16 protein-coding genes and 1 tRNA gene are annotated in these 16,888 nt (G+C 62.0%); 11 read left to right on the top strand and 6 right to left on the bottom strand.

Features of this window, described 5'->3' with window-relative positions; all coding sequences use genetic code 11:
• Position 1 precedes the first annotated feature (1 nt).
• The 4 genes from proB to rplU form a co-directional block, all read right to left on the bottom strand.
• On the bottom strand, positions 2 to 1,141 hold the full coding sequence (proB, locus tag OCT39_RS01350) for a glutamate 5-kinase (protein ID WP_263585911.1): 1,140 nt from the start codon (positions 1,139 to 1,141) through the stop codon (positions 2 to 4).
• 109 nt (positions 1,142 to 1,250) lie between these two features.
• On the bottom strand, positions 1,251 to 2,441 hold the full coding sequence (gene cgtA, locus OCT39_RS01345) for an Obg family GTPase CgtA (RefSeq protein WP_263585910.1): 1,191 nt from the start codon (positions 2,439 to 2,441) through the stop codon (positions 1,251 to 1,253).
• 123 nt (positions 2,442 to 2,564) lie between these two features.
• A complete protein-coding gene (rpmA, locus tag OCT39_RS01340; protein WP_263585909.1) occupies positions 2,565 to 2,822 on the bottom strand; it encodes a 50S ribosomal protein L27 in 258 nt (85 codons plus the stop codon).
• 34 nt (positions 2,823 to 2,856) lie between these two features.
• Positions 2,857 to 3,168 (bottom strand): 50S ribosomal protein L21, encoded by a 312-nt coding sequence (gene rplU, locus OCT39_RS01335; protein WP_252105958.1) that lies wholly within the window; start codon positions 3,166 to 3,168, stop codon positions 2,857 to 2,859.
• A 322-nt stretch (positions 3,169 to 3,490) separates the two neighbouring features.
• Between rplU and ispB the strand changes: the two genes are divergently transcribed.
• The 3 genes from ispB (at position 3,491) to OCT39_RS01320 (ending at position 5,946) form a co-directional block, all read left to right on the top strand.
• Entirely contained in the window at positions 3,491 to 4,492 is a 1,002-nt protein-coding gene (ispB, locus tag OCT39_RS01330; RefSeq protein ID WP_263585908.1) for an octaprenyl diphosphate synthase, read from the top strand.
• A gap of 98 nt (positions 4,493 to 4,590) precedes the next feature.
• A tRNA-Pro gene (locus OCT39_RS01325) sits at positions 4,591 to 4,667 on the top strand.
• Between the two features lie 148 nt (positions 4,668 to 4,815).
• The gene (locus OCT39_RS01320; protein ID WP_263585907.1) at positions 4,816 to 5,946 is read left to right on the top strand and encodes an endonuclease/exonuclease/phosphatase family protein; all 1,131 of its coding nucleotides are present in this window, start codon (positions 4,816 to 4,818) and stop codon (positions 5,944 to 5,946) included.
• 72 nt (positions 5,947 to 6,018) lie between these two features.
• On the opposite strand, the gene OCT39_RS01315 is transcribed toward OCT39_RS01320, so the two are convergent.
• On the bottom strand, positions 6,019 to 6,681 hold the full coding sequence (locus OCT39_RS01315) for a GntR family transcriptional regulator (RefSeq protein ID WP_263585906.1): 663 nt from the start codon (positions 6,679 to 6,681) through the stop codon (positions 6,019 to 6,021).
• Positions 6,682 to 6,847: 166 nt separating this feature from the next.
• On the opposite strand from OCT39_RS01315, the gene OCT39_RS01310 reads away from it, so the two are divergent.
• From OCT39_RS01310 to madM, 4 genes are all read left to right on the top strand, one after another.
• Positions 6,848 to 8,191, top strand: coding sequence for a malonyl-CoA decarboxylase (locus tag OCT39_RS01310; RefSeq protein ID WP_263587273.1), 1,344 nt, complete (start codon positions 6,848 to 6,850; stop codon positions 8,189 to 8,191).
• 41 nt (positions 8,192 to 8,232) lie between these two features.
• Positions 8,233 to 9,774, top strand: a complete 1,542-nt coding sequence (locus OCT39_RS01305; RefSeq protein WP_263585905.1) for a malonate--CoA ligase — start codon at positions 8,233 to 8,235, stop codon at positions 9,772 to 9,774.
• 93 nt (positions 9,775 to 9,867) lie between these two features.
• A complete protein-coding gene (gene madL, locus OCT39_RS01300) occupies positions 9,868 to 10,332 on the top strand; it encodes a malonate transporter subunit MadL (protein WP_263585904.1) in 465 nt (154 codons plus the stop codon).
• 12 nt (positions 10,333 to 10,344) lie between these two features.
• Positions 10,345 to 11,106, top strand: a complete 762-nt coding sequence (madM, locus tag OCT39_RS01295; protein ID WP_263585903.1) for a malonate transporter subunit MadM — start codon at positions 10,345 to 10,347, stop codon at positions 11,104 to 11,106.
• 81 nt (positions 11,107 to 11,187) lie between these two features.
• Here the strand turns inward: madM and OCT39_RS01290 are convergent, their stop codons facing one another.
• Entirely contained in the window at positions 11,188 to 12,387 is a 1,200-nt protein-coding gene (locus OCT39_RS01290) for a multidrug effflux MFS transporter (protein ID WP_263585902.1), read from the bottom strand.
• Between the two features lie 349 nt (positions 12,388 to 12,736).
• Between OCT39_RS01290 and OCT39_RS01285 the strand changes: the two genes are divergently transcribed.
• From OCT39_RS01285 to OCT39_RS01270, 4 genes are all read left to right on the top strand, one after another.
• Positions 12,737 to 13,825 carry a hypothetical protein gene (locus OCT39_RS01285; protein WP_263585901.1) on the top strand — a complete coding sequence of 363 codons (1,089 nt, stop codon included), beginning with the start codon at positions 12,737 to 12,739 and terminating at the stop codon, positions 13,823 to 13,825.
• Positions 13,826 to 14,052: 227 nt separating this feature from the next.
• On the top strand, positions 14,053 to 14,307 hold the full coding sequence (locus OCT39_RS01280) for a hypothetical protein (RefSeq protein WP_263585900.1): 255 nt from the start codon (positions 14,053 to 14,055) through the stop codon (positions 14,305 to 14,307).
• Positions 14,308 to 14,408: 101 nt separating this feature from the next.
• Positions 14,409 to 15,611 (top strand): MFS transporter, encoded by a 1,203-nt coding sequence (locus OCT39_RS01275; protein WP_318152984.1) that lies wholly within the window; start codon positions 14,409 to 14,411, stop codon positions 15,609 to 15,611.
• 229 nt (positions 15,612 to 15,840) lie between these two features.
• The gene (locus tag OCT39_RS01270) at positions 15,841 to 16,887 is read left to right on the top strand and encodes a YrzE family protein (protein ID WP_263585899.1); all 1,047 of its coding nucleotides are present in this window, start codon (positions 15,841 to 15,843) and stop codon (positions 16,885 to 16,887) included.
• The last annotated feature ends 1 nt before the right edge of the window (position 16,888 follow it).

Genomic DNA, 16,888 nt, shown 5'->3' with positions numbered 1-16,888 from the left:
TCTAGACGATGACCAGATTATCGCGGTGAATCAGCTCATGCGCTTCGATGAAGCCGAGGATCGCCTCGATCTGGTGGCTCGGCTTGCCGGCCAGCCGGCGCGCTTCGTCGGCGCCGTAATTGATCAGCCCCTTGGCAATGGAGTTGCCCTGCTCGTCCACGCAGAGCACCATATCGCCGCGCTTGAAGCTGCCCTGCACCTGACGCACGCCGACCGGCAGAAGGCTCGAGCCCTTTTCGCGCAGCACGTTCACCGCGCCGGCATCGAGAGTGAGCGTGCCGCGCACCTGGAGCTGGCCGGCGAGCCAGCGCTTGCGCGCCGCCATCGGTGCCTGGTCGGGTTTGAGGAGCGTGCCCAGCGCCTCGCCGGCCATGATGCGCGTGATCACCTCGGGCTGGCGGCCGCTGGCGATGATCGTCAGCGCCCCGGAGCGCGCGGCGAGCTTGGCAGCGCGCACCTTGGTGCTCATACCACCCCGGCCCAGCGCCCCGCCGCTACCGGCCACGGCGGCGAGCTTCGGGTCGTCGGCCCGGCCCTCCTGGATCAGGGTGGCGCCGGGGTCGTGACGCGGGTCGGCGTCGAACAGCCCCTCCTGGTCGGTGAGCAGCACCAGCGCGTCGGCCTCCAGCAGGTTCGCCACTAAAGCGCCCAGGGTGTCGTTGTCGCCAAAGCGGATCTCGTCGGTGACCACGGTATCGTTTTCGTTGACCACCGGCACCACGCGCATTTCGACCAGCGTGCGCAGCGCCGACAGCGCGTTAAGATAGCGCTTGCGATCGGAAAGATCGTCGTGGGTCAGCAGAATTTGGGCGGTGAGCATGGCGTGGCGGGCGAAGTGCTGCTCGTAGCACTGGGTCAGGCCGTTCTGGCCCACAGCGGCGGCGGCCTGGAGTTCGTGTACCGCGCTCGGCCGGGCCTGCCAGCCAAGGCGCACCATGCCTGCCGCCACCGCGCCGGAAGAGACCAGCACGACCTCGACGCCGCGCCCGTGAAGCGCGGCGATCTGATCGACCCAGGCACCGATGGCCACGTCATCGAGGCCCCGCCCGTCGTCGGTGATCAGGGCGCTGCCGATTTTCACCACCACGCGGCGCGCGCCCGTCAATACCTCCCGGCCCGGCCACTGCTCACGATGTTCCATGCCGCCTCACTCCTGCCCGCCACGTTACAAGCTCGATGGCGATAATACGTTGAACGTTACTGCCAGGCCCGCTGACTGCTGCGAGCCTGCGGGCCCCTTCGCCTTGCCGTCAGGGCGCGTACTCGACGTCGACATCGTAATCGTCGTCATCGAAGTCGTCATCGTCTTCGACGTTGCGCTTTCTGCGGTTATGGGTCAGACGCGCCTCGGTGCGGGCGACGGACTCTTCCTCCATGCGCCGGCGCATCTCCTGCTCGCGCTCGAAGGCCTCTTCGTCCTCGTTTTCAAGACGCTGCTGGTCGGTGAGCCAGCGGTGCGCCGCCTGTACCAGTTTCTCGGTGCCGTCACTCGAAATCGCCGAGATCTGAAACACCGGGCCGTCCCAATCGAGCGCGTCGATCACGGCCTGGGCGCGCGCTTCGCGCTCCTCTTCGGGCAGCAGGTCGAACTTGTTGAGCACCAGCCAGCGCGGGCGCTCGGAGAGCGCCGGGGAAAACTCCCCCAGCTCACGCACGATCGCCTTCGCCGCATCGACCGGGTCGGACTCGTCGAACGGCGCGATATCCACCACGTGGAACAACAGCCGGGTGCGGGTCAGGTGCTTCAAAAAGCGAAGCCCAAGGCCGGCGCCGTCGGAGGCGCCTTCGATCAGCCCGGGCACGTCCGCCATGACGAAGTGCTCGTGCATGCCGAGCTTCACCACGCCCAGGTTCGGCACGAGTGTCGTGAAGGGGTAGTTCGCGACCTTCGGCTTGGCCGCCGACACCGAGCGGATCAGGGTGGATTTACCCGCGTTGGGCATACCCAGAAGGCCCACGTCCGCCATCACCTTCATTTCCAGACGCAGGTTGCGCCGGTCGCCTTCGGTGCCAGGCGTGGTGCGCCTGGGCGCCCGGTTGGTCGAGGACTTGAAGTGAATGTTGCCAAGCCCGCGGCGCCCGCCTTCGGCGACCAACACCACTTCGCCGATCTCGGTGACGTCGGCGATCACTTCCAGCGTGTCTTCGTCGATCACCGTGGTACCAACCGGCACCTTGACGTGCAGATCCTCACCGGCCTTACCGCTCATCTGGCGGCCCATGCCGCCCTGACCGTTTTCAGCCTTGTAAAAGCGCTGGTACTTGAAATCGATCAAGGTGTTCAGCGCATCGTCACCGATCAGGTAGACGCTGCCGCCGTGGCCGCCGTCGCCGCCGTCGGGGCCGCCCTTGGGCACGTATTTTTCGCGGCGAAAGCTCAGACAGCCGTTGCCGCCCTTGCCTGCCTCGACAATGATCGAGGCCTCATCGACGAACTGCATTGAATTCTCCCGGCCGCTTTCGCCGCCCTTTTCCCCTGCCTTGAGCGCAGGGGGTTAAACAGACAAAAAAGCCCCGCCAATGCGGGGCTTTTCTTTCGTTCACTCGTCCAAGCGGCTAAGCGCTTACTCGGAAACGATGCTCACGAATTTACGGTTGTGCGGGCCCTTGGTCTGGAACTGCACCTTGCCGTCGGTCAGAGCGAACAGCGTATGGTCGCGACCGATGCCAACGCCGGTGCCGGCGTGAAAACGGGTGCCGCGCTGACGCACGATGATGTTACCCGCGGTGGCCGCCTGGCCGCCGAAGAGTTTTACACCAAGGCGTTTGGATTCGGAATCGCGACCGTTACGCGTGGAGCCGGCTGCCTTTTTATGTGCCATCGAAATAGCCTCCTAATCAGGGGAATAGACCGTGTTAAACGGAAATTCCGGTAATTTTGACTTCGGTGAACCACTGACGGTGGCCCTGACGCTTCATACTGTGCTTACGGCGACGGAACTTGATGATGTTCACTTTTTCGCCGCGGCCGTGCGAAACGATTTCAGCGGAGACTTTCGCGCCGCTGATCATCGGTGCACCGATGTTGAAATCGTCGCCGTCTGCGACCATCAGCACTTCTTCGAAATCGATGGATTCGCCGGTGGCGACTTCGATTTTCTCGAGCTTGAGGGTCTGGCCTTCCTGAACGCGGTACTGCTTGCCACCGCTTTTGATAATTGCGTACATGTCGCTCTCCGGACTCGTCGTTGAAGCTGGCCCCTTTAAGCCAGCGCTCATCACTTACGCGCTTTCGCGTCGTGCTCTTAAGACCTGCGGCGAGTGGCGCCCCTTTCGGCAGCCATCTGACAGGGAGCATGATGAGTGGGTCGCGGATTATAGCGATGATCGATCTTTACCACAAGCCCCCAGGGGCGTGTCAATTGGCGTGGTGCGGCTCGCCAACGGCTCGCCGGTGGCTTCGCCTTGACGCCTTACAGGTGGCCCCATAGCATAATCCCCACTCAGGGCGGTAATGGCCGCTTTTCACCTGCTGCGATGACCCTATTTCATGACTAACGTCTCTCCCCAAACGCCTGTCAGCCCCACGCCTTCACCGCTGCACGCCGTGGTGGCGGGCGATTTCGAGGCCGTTAACCGCACCATTGTCGAGCAGCTCAACTCCAACGTCCCGCTGGTCGAAACCATCGGTCAGTACATCATCGAAAGCGGCGGCAAGCGCATGCGCCCACTTTTAGTGCTGCTGGCCGCGCGCGCGCTGGGCTACGAAGGCGACAAACACATCACACTCGCCACCCTGATCGAGTTCATGCACACCTCGACTCTTTTGCACGACGATGTGGTCGACGACTCGCACCTGCGCCGCGGCAAGAAAACCGCCAACGACGCCTGGGGCAACGCACCGTCGGTGCTGGTGGGAGACTTTCTCTACTCGCGCTCGTTTCAGATGATGGTCAGCGTCGGCTCCATGCGCATCATGGCGATCCTGTCGAGCGCGACCTGTATCATTGCCGAAGGCGAAGTGTTGCAGCTCACCAACATCGGCAACCCGAGCCTCTCCGAGGAAGCCTATTTCGAAACCATCCAGGGCAAGACCGCGATGCTGTTCGAGGCGGCCTCCCACAGCGGCGCGGTGCTCGCCGAGGCCACGCCCGAGCAGGAGTGCGCGCTTCAACACTACGGCCGCTACCTGGGGCTCGCCTTCCAGCTGATCGACGATCTGCTCGACTACCAGGGCGACGCTGATGCGATGGGCAAGAACGTCGGCGACGACCTGGCCGAAGGCAAGCCGACGCTGCCCTTGATCAACGCCATGGAGCGCGGCACGCCCGAGGAGGCCAAGCTGATTCGTCAGGCGATTCGCAAGGGCGGGCTCGAGCAGCTCGATGAGGTGCTCGCCATCGTTCACCGCACCGGCGCGCTCGAATATACCCGTGAACGCGCGGTAGAAATGGTTGAGCGCGCGCTCGCCGAGCTAGAAAAGCTGCCGCAAAGCGCGTACCGCGACAGCATGACCGAGCTTGCCCGCCTGGCGGTCGAGCGTCAGTCCTGATTCGCGAAGGCAAGCGACGAATATTTTTGAGTTAGCTTTGAATTACCTCTTGAAAAACCCGAGGCGCAGGCGTAAGATTCATCCCCGTTATTGAGCGCCGGAATATAGCTCAGCTTGGTAGAGCGCTGCCTTCGGGAGGCAGAGGTCGTAGGTTCGAATCCTGCTATTCCGACCAGAAATTGTTAGAAAAATGGCCACTTAGCTTTTTAAAGCAGGTGGCCATTTTTTTGTGCCCAACATTCCCTGGTAGTCTACTTTCATTACGTTAGCGCCTTTCACTGGGCGGCAAACCCGCCATTTCGCCACCTGATTCGAGCAACGTCATGCTTTTAAACATTCTACTGTGGGTCGTTCGTGGCCTGACCCTTGCATTGATCACGGTCAGCCTGCTTCCCGAAATTCCCAGCGGCCACTGGGCGATCCGGCTGTGGGAGTTTCCCCGCTTGCAACTGAGCCTGGTCATCGCGGTCACGCTGTTACTGCTGACCCTGCACGCCTGGTTGGCCCGTGCCCGCAAGGAGCACGCGGTACTTCTGGTGGCGCTGCTGGCAACGGGCGCGTGGCAGGGCTCCCACATTCTGCCCTTTACGCCGGTGTGGCCCGACGAAGTGGCCGAGGCCAGCGCCCAAACGCTTTCGAATCAGTCCACGTTCAAGATCATGACCGCCAACCTCGACTTCCAGAATGACCGCTACGAAGAGGCGCTGGAGGTGATAAAGCGCGAGGACCCGGACATCGCGCTGCTCATCGAAGTCGATAGCGGCTGGGAGGATGGCCTGGCGCCGCTGGACGAGCTTTATGAGTACCGCGAGGGGGATGTGCGCGGTGAGGGGCTCGGTATCGTGGTCTGGTCGCGCATTCCGCTGCAAAACGCCCGGGTCGAGCATCTGGTGTCCGAGCGTCGTGCGTCGATCTTTGCAACGCTTGACGTGCCGGGTATCGGGCCCGTTCGCTACGCGGGCATTCATCCGGTGCCGCCGGGGCTTAAAGAGCGCACACCCAACGACGGCGGTGAAACCGAGCGCCGGAATAGCCGGGAGCGCGACGCCGAGCTGATGCTGGTGGCCGAACGCGTGGCCGAGGACGCGGACAACCGCTGGATCGTGACCGGCGACTTCAACGATGCCGCCTGGTCCAATACCACGCGGCTGTTCAAGGAGCTGAGCGAGCTCAAGGACCCGCGCCGGGGAAGAGGACTCTTGAGCACGTACCACACCGAGTACCCCCTGTGGCGCTACCCGATCGATCACATGTTCGTCTCCGACGGCTTTGAGCTCGTCGAGCTCGACCGTGTCACCATCGAAGGGTCGGATCATTTCGCCATCACGACGACATTGACCGCCGCCGCCAAGGACCAGGCGCCGCCGGATGCGCCACAAGAGGCGCAACAGGACGCCGACGAGCTGATAGAGGAAGGCGCCAAGGATGCCAGTGAGCAGGGCGTGAGCAGCTAAACAGCAGCGCTGATCGACAAGGGCCACCCGGCATCAAGGCGGGTGGCCTTTTTGATGGGCGGCGCTTGGCGATCACCCACCATCCAGAGCATGCATCGACGCCACCAGATCGTTGAAGCGCTCGCCCTGCACCATGACGTGCTCGCGCAGCAGCTGCTCGGCGCGGAGGCCGTCGCCCGCCTCGATGGCGGCGACGATCGCTTCGTGCTCGGCCAGCGAGCTTTCGACGCGCATTCGCACCTGAAGCTGCAGCCGACGGTAGGGCTGTAGCAGCGCGTGCAGGCGAGCGGCTTCCTGGGCGAGAAAGTGGTTATGGCTCGCCGCGTAGATGCAGTGGTGAAAGACGCTGTTGTCATAGTAGTAGCCGTTGGCATCGTGCTCCTCGGCGCGGGCGCGACACGCCTTGAGCGCCTCACTCAGCGCGGCGCGTTCGTCGTCGGTAATGCGCCGGGCGGCCAGGCGCCCACAAAGACCCTCCAGCTCCGCCATCACTTCGAAGCGCTCGACCAGCTCAGACACGCCCAAGCGAGTGACGAACGTGCCGCGTTTGGGCACGACCTGCACCATGCCGGACATCGCAAGCTGTTGAATCGCCTCACGGATCGGCGTGCGCGAGCACGCGTACTCGAGCGCCAACGCATCCGGGTCGAGCCGCTCCCCCGGCGTAAAGCGCCCGGCGATGATCGCGTCCTCGAGAAGATCACGCAGCCGCTGCGCCTGGGATATCTTCGCCATAAGTCTACCCCCTGCTTCCTTGACTCATAAATTCTTTACCTATATTTGTTATATACAACATGACGCGCTGTTTAATACTTACCACGCTAAGAGACAATGATAAAGCGTTGGCATCGTCACCGGCAGACTGCCCACCCGATAAACTCAAAGGCTGATGCGCATGAACATGAATATGACGTTTCTTCAGGGGCTGCTCACCAATATCAGCTCGCGTACCCGGCAGCTCAGTAGCGCTCTGGGCACCGACAAGGAGAGTGAAAACCACTTCACTGCCCTGAAAGCGGCCTGCCAGGGCCTGATGGGCCGCACCGGTGAAGCCTCGCAAATTCTAATGGCCCAGCAGGCGCTGGCCCATTACCGCGCGCTCGACGATGAGGAGAAGCTGGCGTTTTTCCAGCTGCTGGCCAACGACTACGCCGCCGAGCCCGCCGATATTCACAGCGCCTACGCGGTGTACCGCGAGCACGAAGATAACGCCTCGCTCGAGAAGCTGTTTAATGCCTGCGAGCCGCGCCGCCAGACGCTGTTGCGCCGCTTGAACCTCTGCCCCGGCGGCACCTTCGATCTGGTCAACATGCGTGCGGACCTGCTCAAGTGCCTGCGCCAATCGCCGGAGCTCTCGGCGCTGGATAGCGACTTTGCGCACCTGTTCAACTCCTGGTTCAACCGCGGCTTTTTGATGCTCGAAAGCATCGATTGGAACACCCCGGCGGCGGTGCTGGAGAAGATCATCCGCTATGAAGCGGTGCACGAAATCGGCGATTGGCACGACCTGCGCCGCCGGCTCGACCCGGACGATCGCCGCTGCTATGCCTTTTTCCACCCGGCCACCGGCGACGAGCCGCTGATCTTCGTGGAAGTAGCGCTGTGCGACGGCATTCCCGGCAACGTCCAGCGCATTCTCGAGCACGGCGAGGAGCTGCCGCTCGAAGACGCCGACACGGCGGTGTTCTACAGCATCAGCAACTGTCAGGCCGGGCTCAAGGGCGTGTCCTTCGGTAACTTTTTGATCAAGCAGGTAGTTCAGGAGCTGAGCCGCGAGCTTCCGCAGATCAAGAACTTCGTCACCCTTTCGCCGGTGCCGGGTTTCGCCGACTGGCTCGACGAGGCGCGCAAGGAGGCAACGCTGTCCGAGGAGCTCACCGCTTACCTCGACACCCACGAAAGCGAGGAGCTCTCCTCCAGCGCCCACAAGGAGTTCATGCGCCTGGCGTCGCACTATCTGGTCGACGTGAAGCATAAAAGCGGCCAGCCCCTGAACCCGGTGGCGCGCTTTCACCTGGGCAACGGCGCGAGCCTGCATCGGCTGAACTGGCGGGCGGATACGTCATCAAAAGGCCTCAAGCAGGCCCACGGTTTGATGGTGAACTACCTCTACCAGCTCAATCGCATCGAACAGAACCACGAGGCGTACAGCGCCAACCACACAGTGGTGTGCGCCAGCGACATTCGTCGTCAGGCCAATCAGGCGAGCCAGTATTTCGAGACGAAAACACCGGCCAAGGCGTAACGCCCCCGATCACGGCTGACGACAAAAACAAGGAGTCTTTTATGAACCATAACCTTTACCTGCACTTTTACCCACACTTCGAGCGCGCCCCGGACAAGGTGCTGATGGACACGCTCGATGGCCAGCGCTACCACTATCAGGACGTTCTGAGCCTGAGCCGGCGCTTTGCAAGCGTGCTGTTGGAGCTCGGCGTCGAGCCCGGCGACCGGGTAGCCGTTCAGGTCGACAAGAGCCCCGAGATCGTCATGCTCTATCTCGCCTGCCTGCAGGTCGGCGCGGTCTATTTGCCGCTCAACGTCGCCTACACCGACAGCGAGATCGACTACTTTTTGGGTGACGCCGAGCCGCGCCTGTTCGTCTGCCGCCCAGAGGTGCTGGAAAACGCTCGCGAGATCGCCGAAAAGGCCGGCGTGGCCCGCGTCGAAAGCCTGGGCACCAAAGCCGACGGCACGCTGATGGACAAGGCCGCCGATGCTTTCGAGACCACCACGGTCAGCGAAGTCGGCGCCGATGATCTGGCGGCGATTCTCTACACCTCTGGCACCACCGGGCGCTCCAAGGGCGCCATGCTGAGTCACCAGAACCTGGCCTCCAACAGCCAGGCGCTGACGAAGGCCTGGCACTACAGCGAAAACGATCACCTGATCCACGCGCTGCCGATCTTTCACACCCACGGGCTGTTCGTGGCCTGTAACGTCACGCTGATCAACGGCGCCTCGATGACGTTTTTGCCCAAGCTCGACGTCGATGAGCTGCTCGATTTGATGCCCCACTCGACAGTGCTGATGGGCGTGCCGACCTTCTACACCCGCCTTCTGGCAAGCCCGCGCCTGAACCGCGACGTGGTCGCCAACATGCGCCTGTTCATCTCGGGCTCCGCGCCGCTTCTGGCCGAAACCCACGAGGATTTTAGCGCGCGCACCGGCCACGCCATTCTCGAGCGCTACGGCATGACCGAGACCAACATGAACACCTCCAACCCGTACGACGGCGAGCGCCGCCCGGGCACGGTGGGTATGCCGCTGCCTGGCGTCACCGTGCGCATCACCGACCGCGAAACCGGCGCCGAGCTTCCCCAGGGCGAGACCGGGCTGGTCGAGCTCACCGGGCCCAACGTGTTCCAGGGCTACTGGCGCATGCCGGAGAAGACCCAGGCAGAGTTTCGTGAAGACGGCTACTTCATCACCGGCGATCTGGGCCTGATCGACGAGAAGGGTTATCTCAATATCGTCGGCCGCGACAAGGATCTGGTGATCTCCGGCGGCTACAACGTCTACCCCAAGGAGATCGAGCAGATCATCGACGATATGGAAGGCGTCGAGGAGTCCGCGGTGATCGGCGTGCGTCACACGGACTTGGGCGAAGGCGTGGTCGCCGTGGTGGTGCCAAAAACCCAGGGCGCGGTGAGCGAGGAGCAGGTACTCGAAGCGCTCAAGGGCGAGCTTGCCCGCTACAAGCAGCCCAAGCGGGTCTTCTTCGTGAATGCGCTGCCGCGCAACGTGATGGGCAAGGTGCAGAAAAACCAGCTGCGCGACGCCCACGCCGATACCTTCAGCGCCGGGCGCACCGCCACCAGCGCTTGATTCGCGCCATCATCCAATTCACTCCATCGACGGGGCGCTCACCACTCACCAAGCGCCCCTCACACAACAACGACAATTAAAAAGGACATCGCCATGGTCATTTACGGAGTCGCGCTGCTGGCCGGCTGCATGCTGTTCGGCCTGTGGGCGGGTGACGTGCTGGGCATGCTGCTCGGCGTGGAATCCAACGTGGGCGGCGTGGGCATCGCCATGCTGCTGCTGATCTTTCTGGGCGGCTATCTGATCGACAAGAAGAAGATGCCCCCCAGCACCGAAAGCGGCATCACCTTCTGGAACGGGATGTACATCCCCATCGTGGTCGCGATGGCAGCCAGCCAAAACGTGGCCGCCGCCATCGACGGCGGCCTGATCGCACTGCTGGCAGCCCTTGTGGCGGTCGGCGCAAGCTTTGCGCTGGTGCCGGCGCTGACGCGCCTGGGCCAGCCCAAACCAGGCGCCCAGGCCCCGGTCGACGAGACGCCGGTCAACAAGGTCGCCTCGCGCGCCCCTGACGACACGCGCTCGACCTCTACCTCACGCCCCCACCACGCCCGCTAAGGAGCTGCCCTCATGCTCGATTCACTCCTCACACAGCTCGAAAAGCAGCACCTGATCGCCGCCTTCGCCCTGGTAGGCGCGGCCATGTACGTGTCGTACCTGGTGAGCGACAAGCTGACCAAAGGCCGGGTTCACGGCTCCGCCATCGCTATCATGGTGGGCCTGGCGCTCGCCTACGTCGGCGGCGTTTACACCGGCGGCAGCAAGGGCCTGGCGGATATCAGCCTGTTCGCCGGGCTGGGCCTGATGGGCGGCGGCATGCTGCGCGATCTGGCGATCATCGCCACCGCCTACGGCGTGCGCTTTCAGGAGATTCGCCAGGCCGGCATCAGCGGCGTGCTCGCGCTCTTTCTCGGTGTGGTCGTGTCGTTCATCGCCGGTGTGGCCATCGCCTACGCCTTTGGCTACCGCGACCCGGCCAACCTCACCACCATCGGCGCCGGCACGGTGACCTACATCGTCGGCCCGATCGCCGGCGCCTCCATCGGCGCCTCGTCGGAAGTCATCGCGCTCTCGATTGCCGCCGGCCTATTCAAGTCGATTCTGGTGATGGTGCTCACGCCCATCGCCGCGCGCCATATCGGCCTTGATAACCCGCGCTCGGCGATGATCTTCGGCGGGCTGATGGGCACCACCAGCGGCGTGGCGGCAGGCTTGGCCGCCACCGACCCGAAGCTCGTGCCGTACGGGGCGATGACCGCGACCTTCTACACCGGCCTAGGTGCCCTGCTCGCCCCGTCGCTTCTGTACTTCTGCGTACGGGCGCTGTTCTGATCCAGCCGGCAACGGCTGCAAGGCAAAGCGCCGTGGCGATCGCCACGGCGCTTTTTTTATCGCGGTCATGGGGCCGGTTGCTCAACCCGCCTCGACCGCCGCGCGCCCTCTGACCAGCGAGCGCGTAAGCATTGCGTAGGCCACCGCGCCGCAGGCGGCCATGGCGAGTACCACCGCCCCCAGAGTGTGAGGCAGCACCGTCGAAAGCCCGCTCAAAATACCGGCAATGCCGAACTGGGCCGCGCCCAAAAGCGCGGCGGCGGTGCCGCCGCTGGTGGGAAAGAACTCGAGAAAACAGGCCTGGATGTTGGGCGAGATCGCGCCCACCGCGCCGATGGTCAGCATCATCGCCGGGACGAAGAGATAAAGCGGCGCCTGGAGAAACGTCGCGGCCAGTAGCAGCACCATGCCCACCGCCTGGCAGGCGGTGGCCAGCTGCAGAATACGCAGCGAAGGCAGGCGCGACAGCAGCACCCGGTTGAGCACGTTGAACACGAACATGGCGACGATGTTGGCGGCGAACAGCAGCGAAAACGTCGAGGCGTCCTGTTCGAAGTGCCCCTGGTAGATGAACGAGGCGTAGGTAATGAACATCATCATGACCGAGAACGACCCCGCCTGCCAGGCGATGAACGGCAGCGCCGGTTTGGTCGAGAGCACCAGTTTGTAACGCGCCAGCAGGCTCATTTCGGCCCCTTTCACGCGCGAGACCTTGCCGCTGCCGGTGAACAGCACCTTGATCAACAGCGGCACCAGCGCCAGTGCATAAAGTGCCAGCGCGAAGAAGATGTAGTGCCAGGAGCCGAGCGCCAGGATTGCGCTGCCCACGCTCGGCGCGATGCCGGGGGCCAGCACGATGATGAAGCCCATCATCGAGAACAGTTTGGCGGCGTCGCGCCCGGCCACCCGGTCACGCACCAGCGCCGGCACCGACACCAGCGTCCAGCCGGCACCGAACGCCTGCACCGCGCGCCCGCCCAGCAGTACCTCCAGCGATTCCGCCATGCCGATGGCGATACTTGCAACGATAAAGATCGCAAGCCCGCCCATCAGCACGCGCTGGCGCCCGAAGCGGTCCGACAGCGCCCCACCGATCAGTTGCCCCACCGCCATCATGAACACGTACACCGAAACGCTCAGCGACACCGCCTGCTGCGAAATGCCGAGCGACTCACCAATTTCCGGAAACGCCGGCAGATAGGTGTCCATGGAAAAGGGGCCCAGCATGATGGTCATGGCAAGGCACAGCACCACGATGAAAGGCGTTCTGGTTTGGGGCATGGGAACTCGCAGGCATTAGCGTCAGAGGGGGTTGAAGTAACGTTATGATAGATTTTTGCGCTGCCCGCGGCCAGTCGCGGCGGGATCAAACGGCCAGCCACGCCGGCGCCTCACGCGCCAGATGCTTTACACGAACCTGACGATTAACCGGGGCTACTACAGCTGCGAAGAGGTTGATCGAAAAAAACGCACAGGGCAAAATATAAGAATATTTAGGGACGCTAAGCCCCTATTTTAAGAAGAGAAGAAGCAATGACGACGCGCATCCAGTCTCGGCTGCGCGTTTTTTTTGGCCTTTTCACGGGTGGGGCATACTGGCTACAAATCAATAGCTGGACGGGATAAGAAAATGACTTCTACGGGTACCAAAATCAAAACGCTGGCACTGGCCATGGGTTTGGCAATCGGACTTTCTGGGTGTGGTGAAGACTTGAGCGATCGTCCTTACGTGATGAGCTGCACGATCAAGGATCAACCGTACAGTGCCCGAAATGAGGGAGATGCCGCTCGAAGCGATCACACCTTCGATCTGTATTCCGGCGGGTTGAATCTACCCGACAACGATGAGATCACGCGTCGAGGCGGTCGAAGCGGTGACTACTTTTACCGCGGGGTGCTCACGGATGAAGAGGGGGCTCTTCAAAGCAATCGAGTTCTGACACAGCCGATCATTAATAGAAGCGGATTGATGTTTCGACTTGAGCGAAGCGGTCAGCTCTTGGCGCCTGCTGATCGTCAGCGCGGTGAACGCGGACCTAGGGTGGCCATGAATCCAGAAGGCTGGGCGGATATTGAGCACTTTACGCTCAATACGAATGGTGAGCTGACGCCGGTGGAGTTTCAGCTGACCTCACTTCAAACTGAGAACCAGGGCCGTACCGAAAGAAAACGTCATGCCAACATCGGAGCTCGACTTCCTCATGATGCACGCTACGTTATCGTCAAGTACACGTTTCGTGACATAGCGAGCACTTGGGTTGATAGCGATAAGACACTGGAAACCTGGTGGGCTTACCCTCTGTATGAGCGACACCGTTGGGCTCCCAAAGATTGGGAAGAGGCGCAGCGGCGGCCCGATGCATTTTCACACTATGTCCAATTCATTAGTCGCTACAATCAGGGAATGGGCGCCCATTATCCGGCAGTGGATCGACATGATCGGGATAATCTCAGAGCCCTGTATCCGGAACCGGTTTCCGTTGGCAGGTTTGAACAGCGTGGCGCACCGTGTTTGGCTGGCACCCACGCTAACTTTCGTAACTATGTGAGTCTGTTTGGAAATATTGGCGAACACAATACGGTGGTGTTGAACGAAACCGCAGGCTTCAGGTTCGTTGGCTATGACGAGGCCGATGCACTCGCTCTACCCGATTCACTGCGCGACTACGAACCGGATGTTGAGCGTAATAAGTACAACGAAATCGTCAAACGCCTGTAAACACACCCGACCAACCGCTAGAACAAAACCCCGCCGCCGGCGGGGTTTTTCGTTTCTGATAGGCCGAAACGGCCGACCGCTCTACTCTACGCCGATCGCAACGCCAGCCGCTCAACCGAGGTAGACACGTTCTGAGCGCCCTGGAGGATCTCGTTGACCAACGACTCGATCTCGCTAACGCTCGCCCGATTGGCTTGGCCATGTTCCACCACCTGCTGGACCGCAGAGTGAGTGCGCTCGACGAGAGCGGTATTTTCCTTGAGGACGCGGGTGATCATCTGTGCTGGGTAAAAGTGATCATTAAAGCGCGAACTCAGCCGGCCAGCCACACCGGCGCCTCACGCGCTAGATGCCCTGTCAGCGCGCTTGAGAGCTCGCCGCCCTGGCTCACCCGCCCCGTCGTATGGCGGCTGATCGATGTGGGGGTCGCGCTGATGATGATCACGGTCGCCCTTCAGCTGATCTTCGGAGCGACGTTTTGAACGATGCGAGGCTTTGGACGATGCAAGATTTTGAACGATGCGACGTTTTGAAAGAGCCACGCTGTAAAAATAGCCTGCTAACAGATGTGCTACTCTAGCCGATCGCTATCGATCAAAACCGGAGAGCCATCATTCACCACGCGACCCACACCAAGGCGGTACTCCTGTTCGCCAGCACCATGACCGTAATGTCCGGCGCGATCATCTCGCCGGCGCTACCCGGCATCGGCCGCTTTTACGCGGACGCCCCCCAGGTACTGATTCAGCTGATTTTGACGCTGCCGGCACTGATGATCACGCTGTTCAGCCCGCTGATGGGCTATCTGGCCGACCGCTTCGGGCGCAAGCCGCTGCTCATACTGATGCTCTCGATCTACGGGCTGGCCGGCGCCTCGGGCTTTTTGATCGATAGCGTGAATCTTCTGCTGGCCTCAAGAGCGCTGATGGGCGTGGCGGTGGCGGGTATCCTGAGCATCAGCACGACGCTGGTGGGCGATTACTTCAGCGGCGCTGAGCGGGTGCGCTTTCTGGGGCTTCAAAGCAGCGCCATGGCGCTGGGCGGAGTGATTTTCATCAACCTGGGCGGGCTGTTGTCCGACTGGAGCTGGCGGGGGCCGTTTCTTTTGTATCTCACCGGCGTGCTGCTGCTGCCCTACGCGCTGATGGTGCTGCGCGAGCCGCACCGGACGACAAGCGACAACGCCGCGTCTCAGGCGCCGGCGGTACGGCTTGATCTCTGGCGCACCGGGCTTGCCTATCTGATCGGCATGATCAGCATGATGATGTTCTACCTGTTTCCCGCCCAGCTGCCGTTTCTGCTGGCAAGCCAGGGTATCGAAAGCGGGCTGGCCATCGGCGTGGCGCTCTCCATGGCGGCGCTGACCGCGAGCTTGATGAGCTTTTGCTACGCTCGGGTGAAAGCACGCTGCTCGGTGATGACGATCTACGTGCTGGGCTTTCTCATCGCCGCGCTGGGCCTGTTCATTACCGGCGCCGCCCGGGGCTACGCCATGGCGATGGTGGGCGCGGCGGTGTCCGGGCTGGGTTTGGGGCTCTTCATGCCCAACACCACCACCTGGTTGATGCGCATCGCCCCGGAGCGGGTGCGTGCGCGGGTATTTGGTGGCTTCACCGCGACCTTCTTCTTCGGCCAGTTCATCTCGCCGATAATGGTCTCCGGGGTATCGATCTTGCTCGATTCGCTGCGCGAGGTGTACCTGGCGATGGGGCTTTTATGTCTGGTGCTCGCTCTAGTGCTCACGGTGCTGAGCCGAACGTACCTGAAGGCCGATAGCCAGCTTTGACGCTGGCCAAGCGAACGGGATCAACACGCCCGGCGGCGCGTTCACTAAACGTCAATAGAGATCAAATAAAAGCGCTTGTCAGCGCTTTTTTTGGCTATCTTGAAAGTGTGGTACGTCCCTTAAAAGACGAACAACAACCCCGGTTTTTTCCATGGCAGACCGCCTTACGCCTTTTGGCCCGGGACGGCTAGAGAAGCGCCAGACCAGGGCGCGATTAAGGGAGTAGACAATGCCAGACACCACTATTGGATCGCTACGCGAACATATCGATCGCGTCTCCTGGGGTAGCGTCATTGCCGGGGTCGTCACGGTTTTGGCCATTTCCGCCTTATTGTCGTTTTTGGGTACCTCGATCGGCTCAAGCGTGATCGACCCCATGTCAAACGACCCCTTCGATGGACTGGGCACCGCCTTTGGTATCTCCTCCGCCGTGTTTCTGGTCATAAGCTTCGCCGCGGGCGGTTTCGTCTCGGGCCGGCTTGCTAACAGCAACGGCTTCATACACGGCTTTCTGAGCTGGGCGACTGCCACGCTCGTCTGGCTAATGCTGATCGGCTTCGCTGCCGGCCAGGTGGCTTCCAGCGGCGTCAGCGCCATGGGCTCGATTCTCTCGGGCACGGGCCAGGTCACCGGCAGCGTCGCCCAGGGCATTGGCAATGCGGCCTCCTCGCTAGGCGAGCAGCTCAGCGACAACTTCGATTTCGATCCGGATACCGAGTCGCCCCTGAATAGTCAGAGCCTGCGCAACCAGGTCAACCAGATCCTGCGCGATACCGAGTCCCAGGCGCTGCAGCCCGATTACCTGCGCGGCCAGGCCGAGGCCGCCGTCAGCGATATTCAGACCGCCGTGCGGCGTTTGGCCAGCAACCCCTCGAACTACGAAACCATTCTCGATGAACTGGTGAATGCCCAGCGCGAGCGCCTTGAAAACATCGAGCAGGAAGTTGATCGCGACGCGCTGGTAAACGCGCTGGTCAACAACACCGACATGACCGAGCCCAGGGCCGAAGAGTTCGTCGACGAGTCTCTGGCGCGTCTAAATGCCGGCATTCGAGAGCTGGAACAGCAGATCGACCGCCTTGAAAGCTACATCGACCAGGCCCAACAGGAGCTGGCAAGCGCCGAGCAGTCACTGCGTGAAAGCGCCGAGCAGGCGACCCAGAGCCTTCGCAGCTCGGCCCTGATCGCCTTCATCGCTCTGGCCATCGCTGCCTTGATCAGCAGCTTTGCAGGGGTCGCGGGTAGCCGCACCCAGTCCCGCCGCCACAGCGTTTGAC

This window comes from Halomonas sp. GD1P12 (genome assembly GCF_025725645.1).
GTDB lineage: Bacteria > Pseudomonadota > Gammaproteobacteria > Pseudomonadales > Halomonadaceae > Vreelandella.
This window is presented reverse-complemented; position numbering and strand designations above follow the sequence as displayed.

Coding starts and splice junctions, on each gene's coding strand:
- madL (WP_263585904.1), top strand. CDS start 9,868: ATGGTCATTTACGGAGTCGCGCTGCTGGCCGGCTGCATGCTGTTCGGC.
- madM (WP_263585903.1), top strand. CDS start 10,345: ATGCTCGATTCACTCCTCACACAGCTCGAAAAGCAGCACCTGATCGCC.
- OCT39_RS01270 (WP_263585899.1), top strand. CDS start 15,841: ATGCCAGACACCACTATTGGATCGCTACGCGAACATATCGATCGCGTC.
- OCT39_RS01315 (WP_263585906.1), bottom strand. CDS start 6,681: ATGGCGAAGATATCCCAGGCGCAGCGGCTGCGTGATCTTCTCGAGGAC.
- ispB (WP_263585908.1), top strand. CDS start 3,491: ATGACTAACGTCTCTCCCCAAACGCCTGTCAGCCCCACGCCTTCACCG.
- rplU (WP_252105958.1), bottom strand. CDS start 3,168: ATGTACGCAATTATCAAAAGCGGTGGCAAGCAGTACCGCGTTCAGGAA.
- OCT39_RS01305 (WP_263585905.1), top strand. CDS start 8,233: ATGAACCATAACCTTTACCTGCACTTTTACCCACACTTCGAGCGCGCC.
- OCT39_RS01310 (WP_263587273.1), top strand. CDS start 6,848: ATGAATATGACGTTTCTTCAGGGGCTGCTCACCAATATCAGCTCGCGT.
- rpmA (WP_263585909.1), bottom strand. CDS start 2,822: ATGGCACATAAAAAGGCAGCCGGCTCCACGCGTAACGGTCGCGATTCC.
- OCT39_RS01320 (WP_263585907.1), top strand. CDS start 4,816: ATGCTTTTAAACATTCTACTGTGGGTCGTTCGTGGCCTGACCCTTGCA.
- proB (WP_263585911.1), bottom strand. CDS start 1,141: ATGGAACATCGTGAGCAGTGGCCGGGCCGGGAGGTATTGACGGGCGCG.
- OCT39_RS01290 (WP_263585902.1), bottom strand. CDS start 12,387: ATGCCCCAAACCAGAACGCCTTTCATCGTGGTGCTGTGCCTTGCCATG.
- cgtA (WP_263585910.1), bottom strand. CDS start 2,441: ATGCAGTTCGTCGATGAGGCCTCGATCATTGTCGAGGCAGGCAAGGGC.
- OCT39_RS01285 (WP_263585901.1), top strand. CDS start 12,737: ATGACTTCTACGGGTACCAAAATCAAAACGCTGGCACTGGCCATGGGT.